The following is a 14,894-nucleotide window of genomic DNA, read 5'->3' as shown; positions in this document are numbered from 1 at the left end:
GGGTCCCCGCCCTCCCGGCGCTACTGCCGTCCGACCGCCAGCGCTTCCTCCTCCACGTCGAGGAACGCCAGAGCGCTCACCACCGCCGGCTCCTGGTACCGCCCCTCGGAGCGGGCGCGGAGCACCGCCTCCCGCTCGGCCGCGATCATCACGCGCCGGAGCCGGTTGTAGGCCTGCGGGAGCGGCTCCACACCCTCGCCCTCCGGCGGGTTCTCCAGGGCGTCGGCGAGGAACGTCGCGTTCCGCCGCAGCCGGTCGAGCACGCGGTCCTCCACTCCGTCCTGCGGCTCCGCGTCGAGCCGGGCTAGCCCGGCGGCCTGCGCCTCGGCGAGCAGCATCTGCTTCTCGACGTGCTCCTGCATCTCGTTCGGGGCCGGCAGCTTCAGGGCGCGGACGAGCCGCGGGAGCGCGAGCCCCTCGACGAGCGTCCCCGCCACCACGATGAAGGCGAGGAACTGCAGAAACGCGCGCTGCGGCGTCTCCGCGGGCAGGAGGAACGCGGCGGCGAGGGTGACCACGCCGCGGATGCCCGCGAACGACACCCCGATCGCGGTCGGCCAGGTCCACCCGCGCTGCTGCAGCCGGCGCGGACCGTGCCGGAACAGCAGCGTTGTCATGCACATCCAGGCCACGCGGCTCCCGACCAGCGCCGCGAGCACGGCCGCGCCGATGCCGACCGTCTGCCAGACCCCGATGCCCGAGTCGGCCGTCGCCTCCACCACCGACGACAGGCTCAGCCCGATGAAGAGGAACACCGCGTTCTCGAGCAGGAACTGGATCGTCCGCCAGTTGAGCGACTCCGCGATCCGCGCCTGCGCGGACTGGATGACCGGCGCCCGGTAGCCCAGGTAGAGCCCCGCGACCACGACCGCCAGCACCCCGGAGCCGTGCAGCAGCTGCGCCGGGATGAACGCGACGTAGGGCGTCACGAGCGAGAGGCTCGTGTCCAGCACGGACGACTGCACCTGCTTGCGCACGAACCCGAGCAGCACGGCGATGCCGATCCCGACTCCGCCGCCCACTGCCACGGCCAGCACGAAGTCGAGCGCGATGCGCCCGGGAGTGACCGTGCTGACGATCGCCAGGAGGGAGGCGTTCAGCGCCACCAGCGCGGTCGCGTCGTTGAGGAGGCTCTCGCCCTCGAGCACCGTGAGCATGCGCCGCGGCAGGCGGAGCCGCCCCGCGATCGCCGTGACCGCCACCGCGTCCGTGGGCGCCACGATCGCGCCGAACGCGAGGGCCGCGGCGACCGTGATCGCCGGGACGACCATCCAGGCCACCGCGCCGACCACCGCGACCGTGAAGACGACGAGCCCGACCGACAGCAGGAGGATGCTGTCGCCACGAGCGCGGACGTCGAGGACGGAGGTGCGGATCGCCGCCGCGTAGAGCAGAGGCGGCAGGATCCCGAACAGCACCACGTCCGGCTCGACCACCACCTCCGGGATCCCGGGGACGAAGGAGGCGAGGGCCCCGACGGCGACGAGCGCCACGGGAGCGGACCAGTTCACCCGCCCCGACAGCCCGGTGACCAGGACGGTCACCACCACGAACGAGACGATCCAGACGATCGCGACGACGGGCTCCTCCATCGCGTCACTCCTCCCGGGCGTCCGCGCGCCACGGCCCCATTGTGGCCGCCCGGAGAGCAGCCCGGACAGCCGCCGGGAGGGTGCGGCTAGCGGCCGGCCTCGTGGATGTCGCGCGCCTTGGTGACCTTCGCCGGGTCCACCGGGTTCATGCCGAGCACGATCTTGCCGCGCGAGTGCCGCTTCTCGAGGTCGTCGAAGGCGTCCTGCACCTGGTCGAAGGGGTAGAAGCCCGAGACGAGCACCCGCAGCTTCTGCTCGCCGACGAGGCCGACCAGCTCGCCGAGGATCTCGGTGTCGCGCTGGGCGGTCTCGGCGTCGGGCCAGACGGCGCGCAGCTCGATCTCCTTGCGGTCGTCGCTGGAGTGGAATCGGCCGGCCGCGATGCCGAGCTCGTCGGCGAGGGCGTCGTTCTCCCCGCCGAAGTTGTCGAGGAACACGGTGACCCCGCCGGGCGCCGCCGCCCGGATGCGGTCGGCGATCCCGTCGCCGTAGACCACCGGCTTCACGCCGATCTGGCGGAGGTAGTCGAAGTTGCGCTCGCCGCAGGTGCCGATCACCGTCGCGCCGCGGAGCTTCGCCAGCTGGATCTCGAGACTGCCGACTCCTCCGGCCGCCGCGGAGACGAGGACGGTGTCGTCGGGTCCCACATGCGTGGCCTCCAGCGCGCGCCACGCGGTCACTCCGGCGAGGAACAGCGCGCCGCCGACCTCCCAGCTTACGGAGGCGGGCTTGGCGACGAGGTTGCGGCGCGGCACCACGACGTGGGTCGCGTGGGAGCCGACGAGCGCGTGGCCGACCACGTCGCTGCGGAGCTTGATGTCGGTGACGCCCTCACCGAGGGCGACGACGACGCCCGAGAAGTCGGTGCCCTGGCGCATCGGGAAGGCCGCGGAGTGGTCGGAGTCGAACTGGCCCTGCCGGATGAACGCCTCCATGTGGTTCACCCCGGCGGAGAGCACCTCGACCAGCACCTCGCCCGCCCCGGGCTTCGGCCGCTCGACCTCGGCGATCTCGAGGACGTCCGCGTCGCCGAAACGGCTGTACTGGACGACGCGGGCGGCGGTGGGGCTCAGACGGGACATGCGCTCATCATCCGCCCCCGCCGCCCGAAGCCCCCGACCCCCGAACGGGGGCGTGCGACTCAGGAGGGGTCGCTCGGGCAGTACAGCTGGGTGCGCGGACCGGAGCGGTCGATGACGTGCTCGGACATCGGCCGACCGCAGAGCGGGCACGCCTGCCCCGCGGGCGCCTCCTGCTCGGGCTGGTCGTACGGGCCGAGCGGCGGCGGGCCGATCCAGGGGAACAGCCGCGCGTTGAAGCGCTGGTAGAGGGAGCCGGTCTTCTTCCGCGTCATATCCTTAGTGTACTAACCATCAGGGCACGATGAGAGGATGACGCCGTGGAAACCGACCCGCTCGCCCTCCAGAACCAGGTCTGCTTCTCCCTCGCCGTCGCGGCGCGCACCGTCATCGGGCTGTACCGCCCCGTGCTCGAGCCGCTCGGGCTCACGCACCCGCAGTACCTCGTGATGCTCGCGCTCTGGGAGCGCAGCCCCCGCTCGCTCGCCGACCTCGGCTCCGCGCTGCGCCTCGAGCCGGCCACGCTCAGCCCGCTCGTGAAGCGCCTGGAGGCGAGCGGCCACGTCACGCGCGCCCGGAGCAGCGACGACGAGCGCCGCCTCGACGTCGCGCTGACCCCCTCCGGAGCGGCCCTCCGCGAGCAGGCCCTGCAGGTTCCTCCTCAGATCGTGGAGCGGCTCGACGTCCCCCTCGAGGAGCTCATCGCGCTCCGCGACAGCCTCACCGGCCTGATCGGAGCCGCGACCCGCGACGGCCGCTGACCCCCCGCTCGGGGCGCCGGCCGCGAGGACGCCGGCCGTCGCTCCCCGCCGCACCGGGAAACTCCCGGTCACAGCGCGGGATCAGCCTCCGCTCGGCCTGCTCCCGGCCGTCTTGACTGCCCCCTCGCACGGAGTAGTGTCATCGCTCGTGACACACGAGGGCCCCCCGTCCGCCGCGGACGGATCATCGGCCGACGCGACCGAGCTGCGCACCGCCAAGCACTTCTTCATCGGCGAGCCGCTCCCCAGCGACAAGCTCGAGGGACAGCTGCTGCAGAAGCGGCTCGCGCTCCCCATCTTCGCCAGCGACCCGCTCTCCTCCGTGGCCTACGCGCCGCAGGAGCTGCTGATGATCCTGCTGCTCGGCGGACTCTCCTTCCTCACCTTCGCCCCCTGGGTGGCCGCATGCGTGGTCGTCCTCCTCGTCGTGGTGGTGCTGAGCTACCGCCAGCTGATCCGGGCGTACCCGTCCGGCGGCGGCGACTACGAGGTCGCCCGCACCAACCTGGGCGAGACGGCGGGCCTCACGGTCGCCGCCGCCCTCCTCGTGGACTACGTGCTCACCGTGGCCGTGTCGGTCGCCTCCGGAGTCGACAACATCATCTCCGCGGTGCCCGAGCTGGCGCCGCTGCGGGTCGAGCTGGCCATCCTCTTCGTGGTGCTGCTGGCGGCCGTGAACCTCCGCGGCGTCTCGGAGTCGAGCCGCGCCTTCGCCGTCCCGACGTACCTCTTCGTCGCGAGCGTCTTCGTGATGGTCGTCGTCGGCCTGGTCCGCACCGCCTTCGGCGACACCCCGGTCGCGGAGTCGGCGGGCTTCACCGTGCAGGGCGAGCAGCTCACGCAGGCGGCCGTCGTCCTCCTGCTGCTGCGCTCCTTCGCGAGCGGCTGCGCGGCGCTCACGGGCGTCGAGGCCATCTCGAACGGTGTGCCCGCGTTCCGCGCCCCGAAGGTCAAGAACGCCCAGCGCACCCTCGTCGCGATGGGCACGATCGCGATCGTGCTCTTCGTCGGCCTGACCGCCCTCGCCCTGCTCTCGAACGTGCACTACGCCGAGAACGCCTGCCATCTGGTGGGCTTCGCCGACTGCGCCACGACCCCGCAGCGCTCGGTGATCGCGCAGGTCGCCGCCGCCACGTTCGGCAACAACACGATCCTGTTCTTCATCATCCAGGCCGCGACGGCCGCCGTCCTGCTCCTCGCGGCGAACACCGCGTTCAACGGCTTCCCGCTGCTGGGCTCCGTGCTGGCCCGCGACGGCTACGCGCCCAAGTCGCTGAACACCCGCGGCGACCGCCTCATCTACTCCAACGGAGTGATCATCCTGGCGCTCGTCGCCGCGATCATCCTGCTCGTCTACCAGGCCTCGCTCACGAGCCTCGTGCAGCTGTACATCATCGGCGTCTTCGTCTCGTTCACGCTCGGGCAGTCGGGCATGGTCAAGCACTGGGTACGGATGATCCGCAACGGCGAGGGCTCGCGCACCGTCTACACGAGCCTGGCCATCAACCTGTTCGGCGCGACGCTGACGTTCGCGGTGCTCGTCGTCGTCACGATCACGAAGTTCACCCACGGCGCCTGGCTCGTCTACCTGGTGATGCCGATCCTCGGCGTCCTGATGGCCGGCGTCTACCGCTACTACCGCGACGTCGAGAAGGAGATCGAGGTCGACCCGACCACGACCTTCGGCGCCAACGGCGACCACGCGATCGTGCTGGTGGGCCGGATGAACAAGCCCACGCTGAAGGCGCTCGACTACGCCATCGCGGCGCGGCACGAGACGCTGGAGGCGGTGCACTCCTCCATCGACGACGCGCAGACCGCGCAGCTGAAGGCCGACTGGGCGCAGATGGACATCGAGGTGCCGCTGCGCTGCGTGGCCTCTCCCTATCGCGACATCTCGTACCCGCTGATCAAGTACATCAAGGCCCACCGCCTCGAGCACGGCTCCGAGATCACGACGGTCTACATGCCGCAGTACATCGTCGGGCACTGGTGGGAGGCGTTCCTCCACAACCACAAGTCGCGGCGGATCCGCCAGAAGCTCCTGCTGGTGCACGGAGTGACGGTGGCGCTGGTGCCGTGGCTGCTCGACTCGTCCGAGCTCATCTACGGGCGCCGCTCCCGGCCGATCCCCGGCCAGACGCGCCGCGGCGAGCCGGTGCGCCCGGTGACCCGCCGCCCGATCCCGCCCGCGTCCTCGCTCCCCCAGGGAGCCGCCGGCGAGGGCGCTCCGCGCATCCCGCAGCGCCCGGCCGCGCAGAACCGGCCGCGCTCGAAGCGGCGCTGAGGCGGCGGGAGCTCCCGGCCGGCGGGGCCCGGAAACGGGTAGAGGGCCCGCGGCGTGTGCCGCGAGCCCCCGATTTCCCCTTAGTGCCTTCCCCCGAAGGCGGCCCGCCCCAACGGGCCGTGTCCGACGCTATCGGTGGGCTATGCACCGGCGCATCCTCCTCGCGACGGATGCCCGTGCTCCCTTCAGACGACAGGCTCGTCCTCCGTCGTCTCAGACGACGGCCCCGCGCACCCCTCGGCCGGTGAGCCACCAGACCGCCGCGACGGCGACCGCGGCCGCCGCGCCGCCGCCCACGAGCAGGATCGCCGCCCGCACCACGTGCGCCCGGTAGGCGGCGTCGAGCGGATCGATGCCCGCCCCCGCCAGCACGATCCCGGCGGGAACCACCGCGGCCGCGAGCACCACGGCCGCGGCCGCGATGCGCACCGGCTGCCGGCCGTCGGAGCGGAGCTTCCGGGGACGGCGACCGATGTACCAGACCACCGCGCCGATCCCGAGCCCGAGCAGCCCGAGCACGCCGCTCGCGTACTGCGCCCACCGGAAGCCGGGGAAGGGCCCGAGCTCCTGTTGCAGCAGCGGGATCGCCGAGACGAAGAAGCCGCCCCGGTGGGTGAAGCCGTCCCACATCACGTGGCTGGCGGCTCCGATCGCGATGCCGGCGGCCGCGAAGACGAGCACGCGGATCCATGCGGCGGCCCCGCGGGGCGGCGAGCGCCGGGGACGCAGGCGCGAGCGGACCAGCGCGGGCGCGAGGTCGCGCCAGGCCGGAGCGACGACCGCGCTCCACAGCGCGAGGCCGAGCATCCCGAGCAGCAGGTCGACGGTGACGACGCCGAGGAGGGAGTGGGTGGACTCGCGGGCGACGGCGATCGGGAGGTACATGCCGATGTCCGGGACCATCGCGCCGATGGCCACGGCCGCGGCGGGGATCCGGCCGTTCGAGAACGCGAGCGCGACGACGGCGTGGCTCGGCGTGAAGGGCATGACACGCACGCTATCCCGGCGACGCGACCGGCGAGTGTCCGCGTCGCGAAGCGCGCGTCACCGATCGCGGTCCGGCTCCTGCGCTCCGCTCCGGCTCGTCGGCCTCCCGGGGCCGGCGGTCAGCCCGAGGAACGTGATCCCCAGGACGAGGAACACCGGCCAGACCGGATTCCCGAGGACCGCGAAGACCGCTCCCGCCGCGAGGAACAGCGGACCCGTGACCGCGTTCCAGCGCCGGGACGCCTCCTCCGACGACATCCGACCCGAACCCTTCCCGTCCTGTGCGCGCGCCATCCCTCCACGCTAGATCGCCTCCGCGAGGCCCGCCTCCCCCGCCCGGCGGAGCCGCGTGCTCGGGGAGCTCCGAGCGCGGCGACCGTAGAATCGTCCGGAAGTCCGGCCCTCCGGGCCCAGCGGCGACGGATCGGAGCGGGTGTGCGGAAGGCGTTCGCGATCCTCCGCCTGGCCCTCGCCGGGCTGGGCGCGGTCGGACTCGTCGGCGACTTCTTCTACACACTGGGCTTCCGCGCGTTCCAGATCGACAACTTCTTCGCCTACTTCACGACGCAGTCGAACATGGCCGGGGTCGTGGTACTGGGCCTGTCCGGCCTGGTCGCCCTCGCGCGCGAGCGGGAGCCGCGCTGGCTCAGCACCGTGAGGGCGCTCGTGCTCACCTACATGGTCGTGTCGGGGATCGTCTTCGGGCTGATCGCGGTCGAGGCCAACAACCGCGGCGTGCGGGTCGACGTGCCCTGGTCGAGCGCGCTCCTGCACTTCGTGATCCCGACGCTCGCGATCCTCGACTGGATCCTCGGACCCGGCCGCCGCCCGGTCGCCTGGCGCGGGGCGCTGACCGTGCTCGGCTTCCCGATCGTCTGGGGCGTCATCACCCTGGTCCGCGGGGCCCTCATCGGCTGGTACCCGTACTTCTTCCTCGACCCCGGCCAGGTCGACGGACCCGTGATGTTCGTGCTCTACGACGTGATCGTGCTGAGCCTGATCTCCGGCATCGCCGCGTTCGTCCTCGCGCTCAGCCGGGTGCGGCCGCTCGGGGCGGCGCACGCGTCGGAGTGGCGGGGGCCGCTGGCGCGGCTCCGCGAGCTCGTCAGCCGGGGACGACGGCGAACGGCTCGAGCGCCGTCTGCGCGAGGGTGACCAGTTCGTCGTCGCTGAGATCCTGCAGCGAGAGGGCCTGATCCGCTCCGACCAGCCCGACGAGCACCGCCTCGCCGGTCGACGGCTGGAGGTTGAGCCACTCGGTGATGCCCGCCTCGGAGCCGACGAGCGACCAGCGCGCGGAGGCGTCGGCCTCCCAGAACGCCTCGTCGAAGCGCAGCCACAGCGTCTCGACGACACCGGAGCCGAGGGCCGCGACGGCCGCGCGCTGCGCGAACGGGAGCGGCGGGTCGAAGGCGATCGCGTCCGTCTGGAGCACCCCGATCGGCACGGTGACCAGCACCCGGTCGGCTGTGAACGACTCGCCGGTGCCCAGCCGGATGCTGACCCCGGTGTCCGTGTAGCCGATCCCGCTCACCACGGCGCGCAGCGAGACCTCGACGTCGGCGAGCAAGGTGTCGACCAGGGGCGCGAGCCCGTCGGTCAGCAGCGCGTCGCCGGAGTCGTCGCTCAGCTCCTCCGCGGTCGTGGCGGCGGAGGCGTCGCCCAGTCCGTACCAGGAGGAGAGCTCCTCGGGAGCGGCGCCGGTGCGCAGCGCGGTCGTCCCGGCGAGGTGCGCCGCCACGCGGGCGGCGTCGCCGTCGCCGGAGCCCGGCTCGGCCTCGGCGGGGTCGGGCGCTCCGGAGCCGGCGAACGACTCGGCGAGCGCCAGGTCCTCCGGCTGCTCCGCTCCCCACTCGAGAGCACGGGTCAGGGCGTCGGCACCCGTGGTGCCGGTGTCGAGGGCCGCGCCGTCGGCGTCGCTCGAGCGGACGTCGGCGAGGTCGACCGCGGTCGTGACCACGCCCGCGTCCGCGATGCTCTCGCGCAGGGCGGCTCCCGCGCCGGTGAGGGCCCAGGCTCCGGTCTCGACGGCGATCGGCCAGCCGTCCGGAGCCGCGGTGGCGATGCGGCCGCCGGTGCGCTCGCGCGCCTCCACCACGGTGACGTCGAAGCCCGCGTCGGACAGGCGCCGCGCGGCGACCGCTCCGGCGAGACCGGCCCCGACGATCGCGATCCGCTCGCCCTCGTCGGCGACGGCGCTGATCTCGGCGGCCGCGCGGACCCCGGAGCTCCAGGCGCCCTGGAGCGTGCCGGGCGCCTCCGTGTCGGTGGCCTCGCCCGCGAGGAAGACGCGGTCGAGGACCGCGGTGCCCAGGTCGGTGCGGTGCTGCGGCGTCGCGCCGACGGGCAGGTAGGAGACGGAGCCGAGCGCGTACGGATCCTCGGCCCAGGCGGAGCGCACGAAGGCGGCCGGCGCGGGGACGGCGGTGGTGCTCGGCGTGGGCACGGGGGCCTTCGTGACGGAGCGGGTCGGCGTCGGACGCGACGGCGTGCAGCCCGCGAGAGCCAGGAGCCCGACTCCCGTGGCGGCTCCCGAGAGGAAGAGGCGGCGTCCGATCGTCATCCCGGACATCCTACGTTCTCGGCGTTCGGCCGGGGCGGCGCGGGCGGCGCGGTGCTGACGCCACCGGGCACGCGGCCCGCTCGGAGGTGCTGGGTGACGGCGGGACGGCGAGCGGATAGCGTCGGGGCAGCGCGGACCGGACCGCGGCGACGGGGGACGCGGCATGGACACGACACGGACGCGGACCGCGACGACGACGGCCGGGGCCCCTCCCCGCAGTCACCTCCACGCGGTGCTGCTCGGCGCGCTGGGCATGATCGTGGTCCCGCTGCTCATCGTCCTCGCGACCACGGCCTGGTCCTCCCCCGGTCCCGAGGAGTACGTCCGCATGGCGCTCGGCTCGGTGGTCGCGGCGTGCGTCTCGGTGGTCGGCGCCTGGTGGCTCGCCTTCGAGCGGCGCAGCGCCGGGGCACCCGGTCGCACCTGGTTCTGGGGAATCGCCTGCCTCGTCACGGTCAATGCGGTCTCGACCGTCGGAGCCGCCGCCGACCGCCTCACCGGCCTGATCACGGGCTGAGCGGGTGGACGTCCAGGCGCGGTCACCGCGCTCGCCTCACTCCTCGGCGACCGCCCCGATGGCCCCGAGTCCCGCCTCGAACGAGCGGCAGCAGCATCGGCGCCGGTGATCGCCCCGACGAGACGACCGAGCGGCTCCGGCTGTTCCGTCCCGCCGAGAGCGATCTGGACGAGCTGTGGCGGCTGTACTCCGACGAGCGGATCGCGGCGGGCGACCCCCTCCTCCGACACGGCTCCGTCGAGCAGACCCGGGCGGTGCTCGCCCACCGGACGGCGCAGTGGGAACGGGACGACCTCAGCAGCTGGGTCGTCCGGCTGCGGAGTCCCGAGGGCGGCGCGGACGGTGCGATCGGGATCGGCGGCTGCACCCTCCTCGCCGACACGGCCTGGAACGTCGCGTTCACCGTCCATCCGGACCACTGGGGCAGGGGGTACGCCCAGGAGGTCGCCTCCGCAGGCATCGCGGGGGCGCGGCGGCTCCGACCCGAGCTCCCCGTGACCGCGGTCGTCGCGGAACACAACGAGCGATCGCACCGCACGGTCGCTCGACTCGGTCTCGACCGGAGGTGGGAGGGCCCCGACGCGCACAGCCCCGACCCCGCGGCTCGCATCGTGCTCTACTCCGACCGCCTCCTCTCCGACGATGAGATCGGCCGCCTCACGAGCTGAAGGCGCCGCGTGGCGCTGATCGCCGCAGGCAGCAGCGGAGCCGAGACGCCTGCGCGAGACCGGGACGTCACGTTCCGGTGCGCCTCCTGGCCCCATCTTTCTTCCCGGCGGGCGGCGCTGCGCACGAGTGGGTGGGTGGGCGGCGCGGCACTCGCGCCGACCCCTCTCGCGATCGCGCTCAGCGGCCGCCCGCGAGTCGGGGCAGGAAGGGCGCGGAGGTACTCGCCGGACCGGGCATCCGAAGCCGGTCGCCGCGAGGGGCATTAGCGTCGTCGGATGGCGAGCATCACGTACCCCGCACCCCTCCGCGTCGGAGGCCGGGTGGAGGTGCCCGCGCCCTCGATGGGAGTCCCCGCGTACCTGCACGACCGGCTGCAGGACGCCGCGCGCCGACTCGGCTCGGCGGGATACGACGTCCGGGTCCGGCCGCACGCCCTCCTCGGCGGACTCGTTCCGGCGTCCGCCGCGGATCGGGCCGCCGACCTGCACGACGCCTTCCGGAGCGGGGACGCGGTCCTTCCTCCATGGGGCGGCGAGCTCGCCGTCGAGCTGCTGGAGAGGCTCGACTGGCACGCCCTCGCGGAGGCCCGGCCCTGGTTCGTCGGCTGGTCGGACGTCTCGACGCTGCTCCTGCCCCTGACGACGACGACCGGGCTCGCGACGATCCACGGCGCCAATCTGATGGACGAGCCGTGGGAGCTGCCGGTCGGGTTCCACCGCTGGACGGAGGTCGCCGGCCTCGAGCCCGGGGCCGCGTTCACGCAGCACGCCGCGCCGCGACGCCGGAGCCGTCCGTGGGGTGCGTGGGCGGACGAGCCGCTCGACCGCGATCGGGCCTACGAGGAGCCGACCCGCTGGCGCTCGCTCGACGGGGCAGCGGACGCGGCGATGTCCGGCCGCTTGATCGGCGGATGCCTCGAGACGGTGTCCCTGCTCGCGGGCACGCCCTACGGCGACATTCCGGGCTTCGCTCGCCGGCACGCGCCGGAGGGCACCGTCGTCTATCTGGAGGCGGCCGGGTCCGACTCCGTCTCGGTGCTCCGGATGCTCACCTCCCTCCGCCTCGCGGGCTGGTTCGAGCAGGCGACCGGCGTCCTGATCGGCCGGACCGCGGGCGCGTCCCTGCCGGAGCTGAGCCAGGAGGACGCGGTGCGGCGCGCTCTCGGCGATCTCGGCGTGCCGGTGATCCTCGACGTCGACACCGGGCACCAGCCGCCGCAGATGCCCCTGGTCAACGGCGCGCTCGCCGAGATCGCGCTGAGCGGGCCGACGGCCTCGATCACGCAGCGGCTCGTGCCCTGACGGCGCGTGCGGAGAGATCCCGTCGAGCAGTGCCGCCGCCTCGAGGCAAGGCCGCCGCCGCCCCGGCCCTCCTCCGCCCGCCGAGCGCAAGGCCGAGCGGCGGGGAGTCGCCGAGTGGTAGACCTGGGGGCATGAGCAACGACATCCGCGCACTCGCCGAGGGCGAGAGCTACCTCGCCTTCTTCCAGGGCGGGCCGTTCGACGGCCAGACCGAGAACCGCGTCAGCACCGAGGGGGGCTACGAGAAGGAGGTCGACGTCTACGCCGCCGTCGACGGCCAGGAGACGCACCTCGTCTACAACGCCGTCTCCGCCAAGGAGGTCGGCGAGGCGGTCCACGTGACCTACTCGATCGACGCTCCCGACTCCGACCCGATCGAGGACCCGGAGGACCGCGGCGGCGGATTCCAGTAGTCCGCACCACTCTTCGGATGCCGCTCCGGCGTCGCGCTCAGCGCGGCCGGGGCGGCATCCGCATGTGAGGACGCGCCACTCCGGGGACGACGCCTCCCGCCGCTCCTAGGATGATGGTTCCTCACTGTCTCGGCCGATTCAGGTCCGCGTTCCTCGGGAGCCGCCGTGTCCGATCCGCTGATCCACCCGATGCCCCTCCGCGGCGACTCCGCCCGGCACTGGCTGCGGGCCCGCCACGCCGAGGCCGGGCCCGACCCCGCCCTCGCCGTCACTGGGCAGGAAGCGGCCGCCGAGGGCGTGCTCCTTCGCCGGATCTGGCACACGGCCGGCACGATCGACTTCCGCCCGAGCCCCCGCGCCGACCCGGGGTCGGTGGTGCTCCTGCTCCCGCTCGAGGGCGCGTTCACCGTCGCCAGCCGGGAGGAGCGCGAGTTCGTCGGCCGCGGCACCCTCGCGGTGCTGCCCGCCCGATCGGGAGCGACGATCAGCACGAGCGCTCCCAGCTCCCGGCTCGTCCTGGTCGTGCGGCCCTCGGGCGACGCGGATCCGCCCGCCGGCCTCACCGTGGTCTCCTCCCCCGCGGCACCGGTGCTGGTCGCCGCCGCGAACGCCGTGCTCGACGCCGGGCTGCCCATGAGCCCCGGGCTGCACACCGCGCTGCGGGGCCTCGCCGCGGCCGTCGTCGCGGAGTGACGGGAGCTGTCAACCCTCCCCGCCCCGGCCATCCGCTCGCAGGGACGTCCTCGAACATCGAGTGACGCCGATCGTCGGCGCCGGAAGGAGCACTCGCCATGGCCGAGATCACCGCCCACCACGGACTCTTCAAGGACACGGACCTGCACGTCGACGACACCGGCGGATCGGGCCGCCCCGTGGTCCTCATCCACGGCTGGCCCCTCTCGGGCGAGTCGTGGAAGGAGCAGGTCCCCGCGTTCGCCGAGGCCGGCTACCGCGTCGTCACCTACGACCGCCGCGGCTTCGGGCGCAGCGACAAGCCGCTCACCGGCTACAGCTACGACACGCTCACCGAGGACCTGCACACCCTCCTCACCGAGCTCGACCTGCAGGACGTCACCCTGGTCGGCTTCTCGATGGGCGGCGGCGAGGTCGCCCGCTACTTCACGAAGTACGGCGCCGATCGCCTGCACAGCGTCGTCTTCGCCTCGGCCGTCCCGCCGTACCTGATGAAGACGGACGACAACCCGGACGGCCCGCTCGAGAAGGCGCAGGCCGCGCAGATGACCGCGGGCCTCACGAAGAGCGAAGACGACTTCTACGACCGGTTCACCACCGACTTCTTCTCGGTCGACGGCGTGCTGAAGGTGACGGAGGAGCAGCGCCAGGAGGCGATCGCTCTGGCGAAGCAGTCGGCCAAGCACGCCGCCCTCGCCTGCATGACGGCGTTCGCGACCACCGACTTCCGCGAGGACCTGCCCAACGTGTCGGTGCCCGCGCTCGTCATCCACGGCGACGGCGACGGCACGGTTCCGTTCGAGGGCTCCGGCGCCCGCACCCACGCGGCGATCCCCGGCTCCGAGCTGCACGTCGTCCACGGCGCCCCGCACGGAGTGACCGTGAGCCACCCGGAGGAGTGGAACCGCGTCGTCCTGGAGTTCCTCGCGGAGTAGCGGCGGCACTCCCGCATGCTGGTCGAGCAGCCCCGCAGGGGCGTATCGAGATCCGCTGCACACAAGCGGATCTCGATACGCGCGCTGCGCGCGCTGCTCGATCAGCGTGAGCGGCCTCTGCCGGTCGAGCAGCCCAGGAGGGGCGTCGGGGCACGGCGAGGTCCGGCGAACGGCCTGCCCAGGTCCGGCGGTAGGAGCGCGTCAGCCGAGGATCGTGTCCACGAGCCGGGTCGTCCGATCGATGAACGCGTCTCGATGCTCTCCTCCGGGGCTCCAGAACGCATCGCCGTGCAGCGTGCGGAAGGAGTTCGCCTCGTAGAGCGCCCGAGCGGCCGATCGCCCCGCCTCGGGGTCGGCGGTCGGGAGCACCTGCGCCACCCGGTCCGCGAAGCGGCGGGACTCCTGGGCGCCCCGCTCGAGCAGCGCGCGATCGCTCGACGAGGCGCGCGAGGCGGCGTCGACGCTGAAGGCGCGCTTCGCGGAGGCGTTCTGGATCGACGACGCCGACGGCGGCTACCCGGCGATCGCGCTCGACGCGGCCGGGCGCCCGGTCGACACGATCACCAGCAACCTCGGCCACCTCCTCGGCACCGGCATCCTCTTCCCCGAGCACGCCGCCCGGGTCGCCGAGCTGCTGGTCTCCCCCGGGCTCGACTCGGGCTTCGGCCTGCGCACCCTGGACACCGGCTCGGGCGGCTACTGGCCGCTGTCGTACCACGGCGGCTCCGTCTGGGCCCACGACACCGCGATCGCCGTCACCGGGCTCGCCCGGGAGGGCTTCGGGGCGGAGGCGACGACCCTCTCGCGCGGACTGATCGCCGCGGCCGAGGGCTTCGGCTACCGGATGCCCGAGCTGCACTCGGGCGACCCCGCCGCCGAGGTGCACGCGCCGGTGCCGTACCCGGCGGCCTGCCGACCGCAGGCCTGGTCGGCGGCCGCCTCCGTCGCCGTGCTGTCGGCGGCGCTGGGGCTCGCTCCCGGAGGCGACACCCTGGTCGTCGCGCCGCTCTCGCCCGCGCTCGCCGGGCCGATCCGCGTGGACGGGATCCGCTACCGCGGCTCCGTGGTGCCGGTGGACTGGGACGGCAGGATCTGAG

17 protein-coding genes and 1 pseudogene are annotated in these 14,894 nt (G+C 73.5%); 11 read left to right on the top strand and 7 right to left on the bottom strand.

Annotation, left to right across the window (positions count from 1 at the left end; translation table 11 throughout):
• Nucleotides 1-20 precede the first annotated feature (20 nt).
• The 3 genes from C5C56_RS09485 to C5C56_RS09475 all read right to left on the bottom strand — a co-directional run bounded on the left by C5C56_RS09485 (nucleotide 21) and on the right by C5C56_RS09475 (nucleotide 2,946).
• A complete protein-coding gene (locus tag C5C56_RS09485; protein WP_104223748.1) occupies nucleotides 21-1,592 on the bottom strand; it encodes a sodium:proton antiporter in 1,572 nt (523 codons plus the stop codon).
• Nucleotides 1,593-1,678: 86 nt separating this feature from the next.
• Nucleotides 1,679-2,674 carry an NADP-dependent oxidoreductase gene (locus tag C5C56_RS09480; RefSeq protein ID WP_104238704.1) on the bottom strand — a complete coding sequence of 332 codons (996 nt, stop codon included), beginning with the start codon at nucleotides 2,672-2,674 and terminating at the stop codon, nucleotides 1,679-1,681.
• Between the two features lie 59 nt (nucleotides 2,675-2,733).
• Nucleotides 2,734-2,946 carry a hypothetical protein gene (locus C5C56_RS09475; RefSeq protein ID WP_104223750.1) on the bottom strand — a complete coding sequence of 71 codons (213 nt, stop codon included), beginning with the start codon at nucleotides 2,944-2,946 and terminating at the stop codon, nucleotides 2,734-2,736.
• 45 nt (nucleotides 2,947-2,991) lie between these two features.
• Between C5C56_RS09475 and C5C56_RS09470 the strand changes: the two genes are divergently transcribed.
• Together C5C56_RS09470 and C5C56_RS09465 are read left to right on the top strand one after the other, a co-directional pair.
• Nucleotides 2,992-3,432: a MarR family winged helix-turn-helix transcriptional regulator gene (locus tag C5C56_RS09470; protein ID WP_104263100.1), complete on the top strand. Its 441-nt coding sequence runs from the start codon at nucleotides 2,992-2,994 to the stop codon at nucleotides 3,430-3,432.
• Between the two features lie 205 nt (nucleotides 3,433-3,637).
• Nucleotides 3,638-5,719 (top strand): APC family permease, encoded by a 2,082-nt coding sequence (locus tag C5C56_RS09465; protein ID WP_104223800.1) that lies wholly within the window; start codon nucleotides 3,638-3,640, stop codon nucleotides 5,717-5,719.
• A gap of 213 nt (nucleotides 5,720-5,932) precedes the next feature.
• Here the strand turns inward: C5C56_RS09465 and C5C56_RS09460 are convergent, their stop codons facing one another.
• Together C5C56_RS09460 and C5C56_RS09455 are read right to left on the bottom strand one after the other, a co-directional pair.
• The gene (locus tag C5C56_RS09460) at nucleotides 5,933-6,706 is read right to left on the bottom strand and encodes a DUF4184 family protein (RefSeq protein WP_104319465.1); all 774 of its coding nucleotides are present in this window, start codon (nucleotides 6,704-6,706) and stop codon (nucleotides 5,933-5,935) included.
• Nucleotides 6,707-6,763: 57 nt separating this feature from the next.
• Complete coding sequence (locus C5C56_RS09455) at nucleotides 6,764-7,000, bottom strand: hypothetical protein (RefSeq protein WP_146076574.1); 237 nt, start codon at nucleotides 6,998-7,000, stop codon at nucleotides 6,764-6,766.
• A 141-nt stretch (nucleotides 7,001-7,141) separates the two neighbouring features.
• Between C5C56_RS09455 and C5C56_RS09450 the strand changes: the two genes are divergently transcribed.
• Complete coding sequence (locus C5C56_RS09450; RefSeq protein ID WP_104233845.1) at nucleotides 7,142-7,861, top strand: Pr6Pr family membrane protein; 720 nt, start codon at nucleotides 7,142-7,144, stop codon at nucleotides 7,859-7,861.
• Here C5C56_RS09450 and C5C56_RS09445 read toward each other — a convergent pair.
• Nucleotides 7,812-9,269, bottom strand: a complete 1,458-nt coding sequence (locus C5C56_RS09445; protein WP_181137578.1) for an NAD(P)/FAD-dependent oxidoreductase — start codon at nucleotides 9,267-9,269, stop codon at nucleotides 7,812-7,814. The two genes, C5C56_RS09450 and C5C56_RS09445, sit on opposite strands and share 50 nt — an antisense overlap.
• 163 nt (nucleotides 9,270-9,432) lie before the next feature.
• On the opposite strand from C5C56_RS09445, the gene C5C56_RS18300 reads away from it, so the two are divergent.
• The 6 genes from C5C56_RS18300 (at nucleotide 9,433) to C5C56_RS09420 (ending at nucleotide 13,797) form a co-directional block, all read left to right on the top strand.
• A complete protein-coding gene (locus C5C56_RS18300; RefSeq protein WP_258062734.1) occupies nucleotides 9,433-9,786 on the top strand; it encodes a hypothetical protein in 354 nt (117 codons plus the stop codon).
• The gene (locus C5C56_RS17830; protein ID WP_258065644.1) at nucleotides 9,693-10,454 is read left to right on the top strand and encodes a GNAT family N-acetyltransferase; all 762 of its coding nucleotides are present in this window, start codon (nucleotides 9,693-9,695) and stop codon (nucleotides 10,452-10,454) included. Before C5C56_RS18300 ends, C5C56_RS17830 begins: the two co-directional genes overlap by 94 nt.
• A 276-nt stretch (nucleotides 10,455-10,730) precedes the next feature.
• On the top strand, nucleotides 10,731-11,756 hold the full coding sequence (locus C5C56_RS09435; RefSeq protein WP_104319463.1) for a S66 peptidase family protein: 1,026 nt from the start codon (nucleotides 10,731-10,733) through the stop codon (nucleotides 11,754-11,756).
• A gap of 131 nt (nucleotides 11,757-11,887) precedes the next feature.
• The gene (locus C5C56_RS09430) at nucleotides 11,888-12,169 is read left to right on the top strand and encodes an oligoribonuclease (protein ID WP_104319462.1); all 282 of its coding nucleotides are present in this window, start codon (nucleotides 11,888-11,890) and stop codon (nucleotides 12,167-12,169) included.
• Between the two features lie 165 nt (nucleotides 12,170-12,334).
• Nucleotides 12,335-12,862, top strand: coding sequence for a hypothetical protein (locus C5C56_RS09425; RefSeq protein WP_104223759.1), 528 nt, complete (start codon nucleotides 12,335-12,337; stop codon nucleotides 12,860-12,862).
• A gap of 98 nt (nucleotides 12,863-12,960) precedes the next feature.
• Entirely contained in the window at nucleotides 12,961-13,797 is an 837-nt protein-coding gene (locus C5C56_RS09420; RefSeq protein WP_104319461.1) for an alpha/beta fold hydrolase, read from the top strand.
• Between the two features lie 201 nt (nucleotides 13,798-13,998).
• On the opposite strand, the gene C5C56_RS17825 is transcribed toward C5C56_RS09420, so the two are convergent.
• A complete protein-coding gene (locus C5C56_RS17825; RefSeq protein WP_181137576.1) occupies nucleotides 13,999-14,175 on the bottom strand; it encodes a hypothetical protein in 177 nt (58 codons plus the stop codon).
• Nucleotides 14,176-14,236: 61 nt separating this feature from the next.
• Between C5C56_RS17825 and C5C56_RS18480 the strand changes: the two are divergent.
• Together C5C56_RS18480 and C5C56_RS18435 are read left to right on the top strand one after the other, a co-directional pair.
• Nucleotides 14,237-14,614 (top strand): annotated as a pseudogene (locus C5C56_RS18480) (amylo-alpha-1,6-glucosidase); the annotation flags it as partial.
• Between the two features lie 27 nt (nucleotides 14,615-14,641).
• The gene (locus tag C5C56_RS18435; protein WP_308471501.1) at nucleotides 14,642-14,893 is read left to right on the top strand and encodes a hypothetical protein; all 252 of its coding nucleotides are present in this window, start codon (nucleotides 14,642-14,644) and stop codon (nucleotides 14,891-14,893) included.
• The last annotated feature ends 1 nt before the right edge of the window (nucleotide 14,894 follow it).

The sequence above is a fragment of the Rathayibacter sp. AY1D1 genome, assembly GCF_002932635.1.
GTDB lineage: Bacteria > Actinomycetota > Actinomycetes > Actinomycetales > Microbacteriaceae > Rathayibacter.
This window is presented reverse-complemented; position numbering and strand designations above follow the sequence as displayed.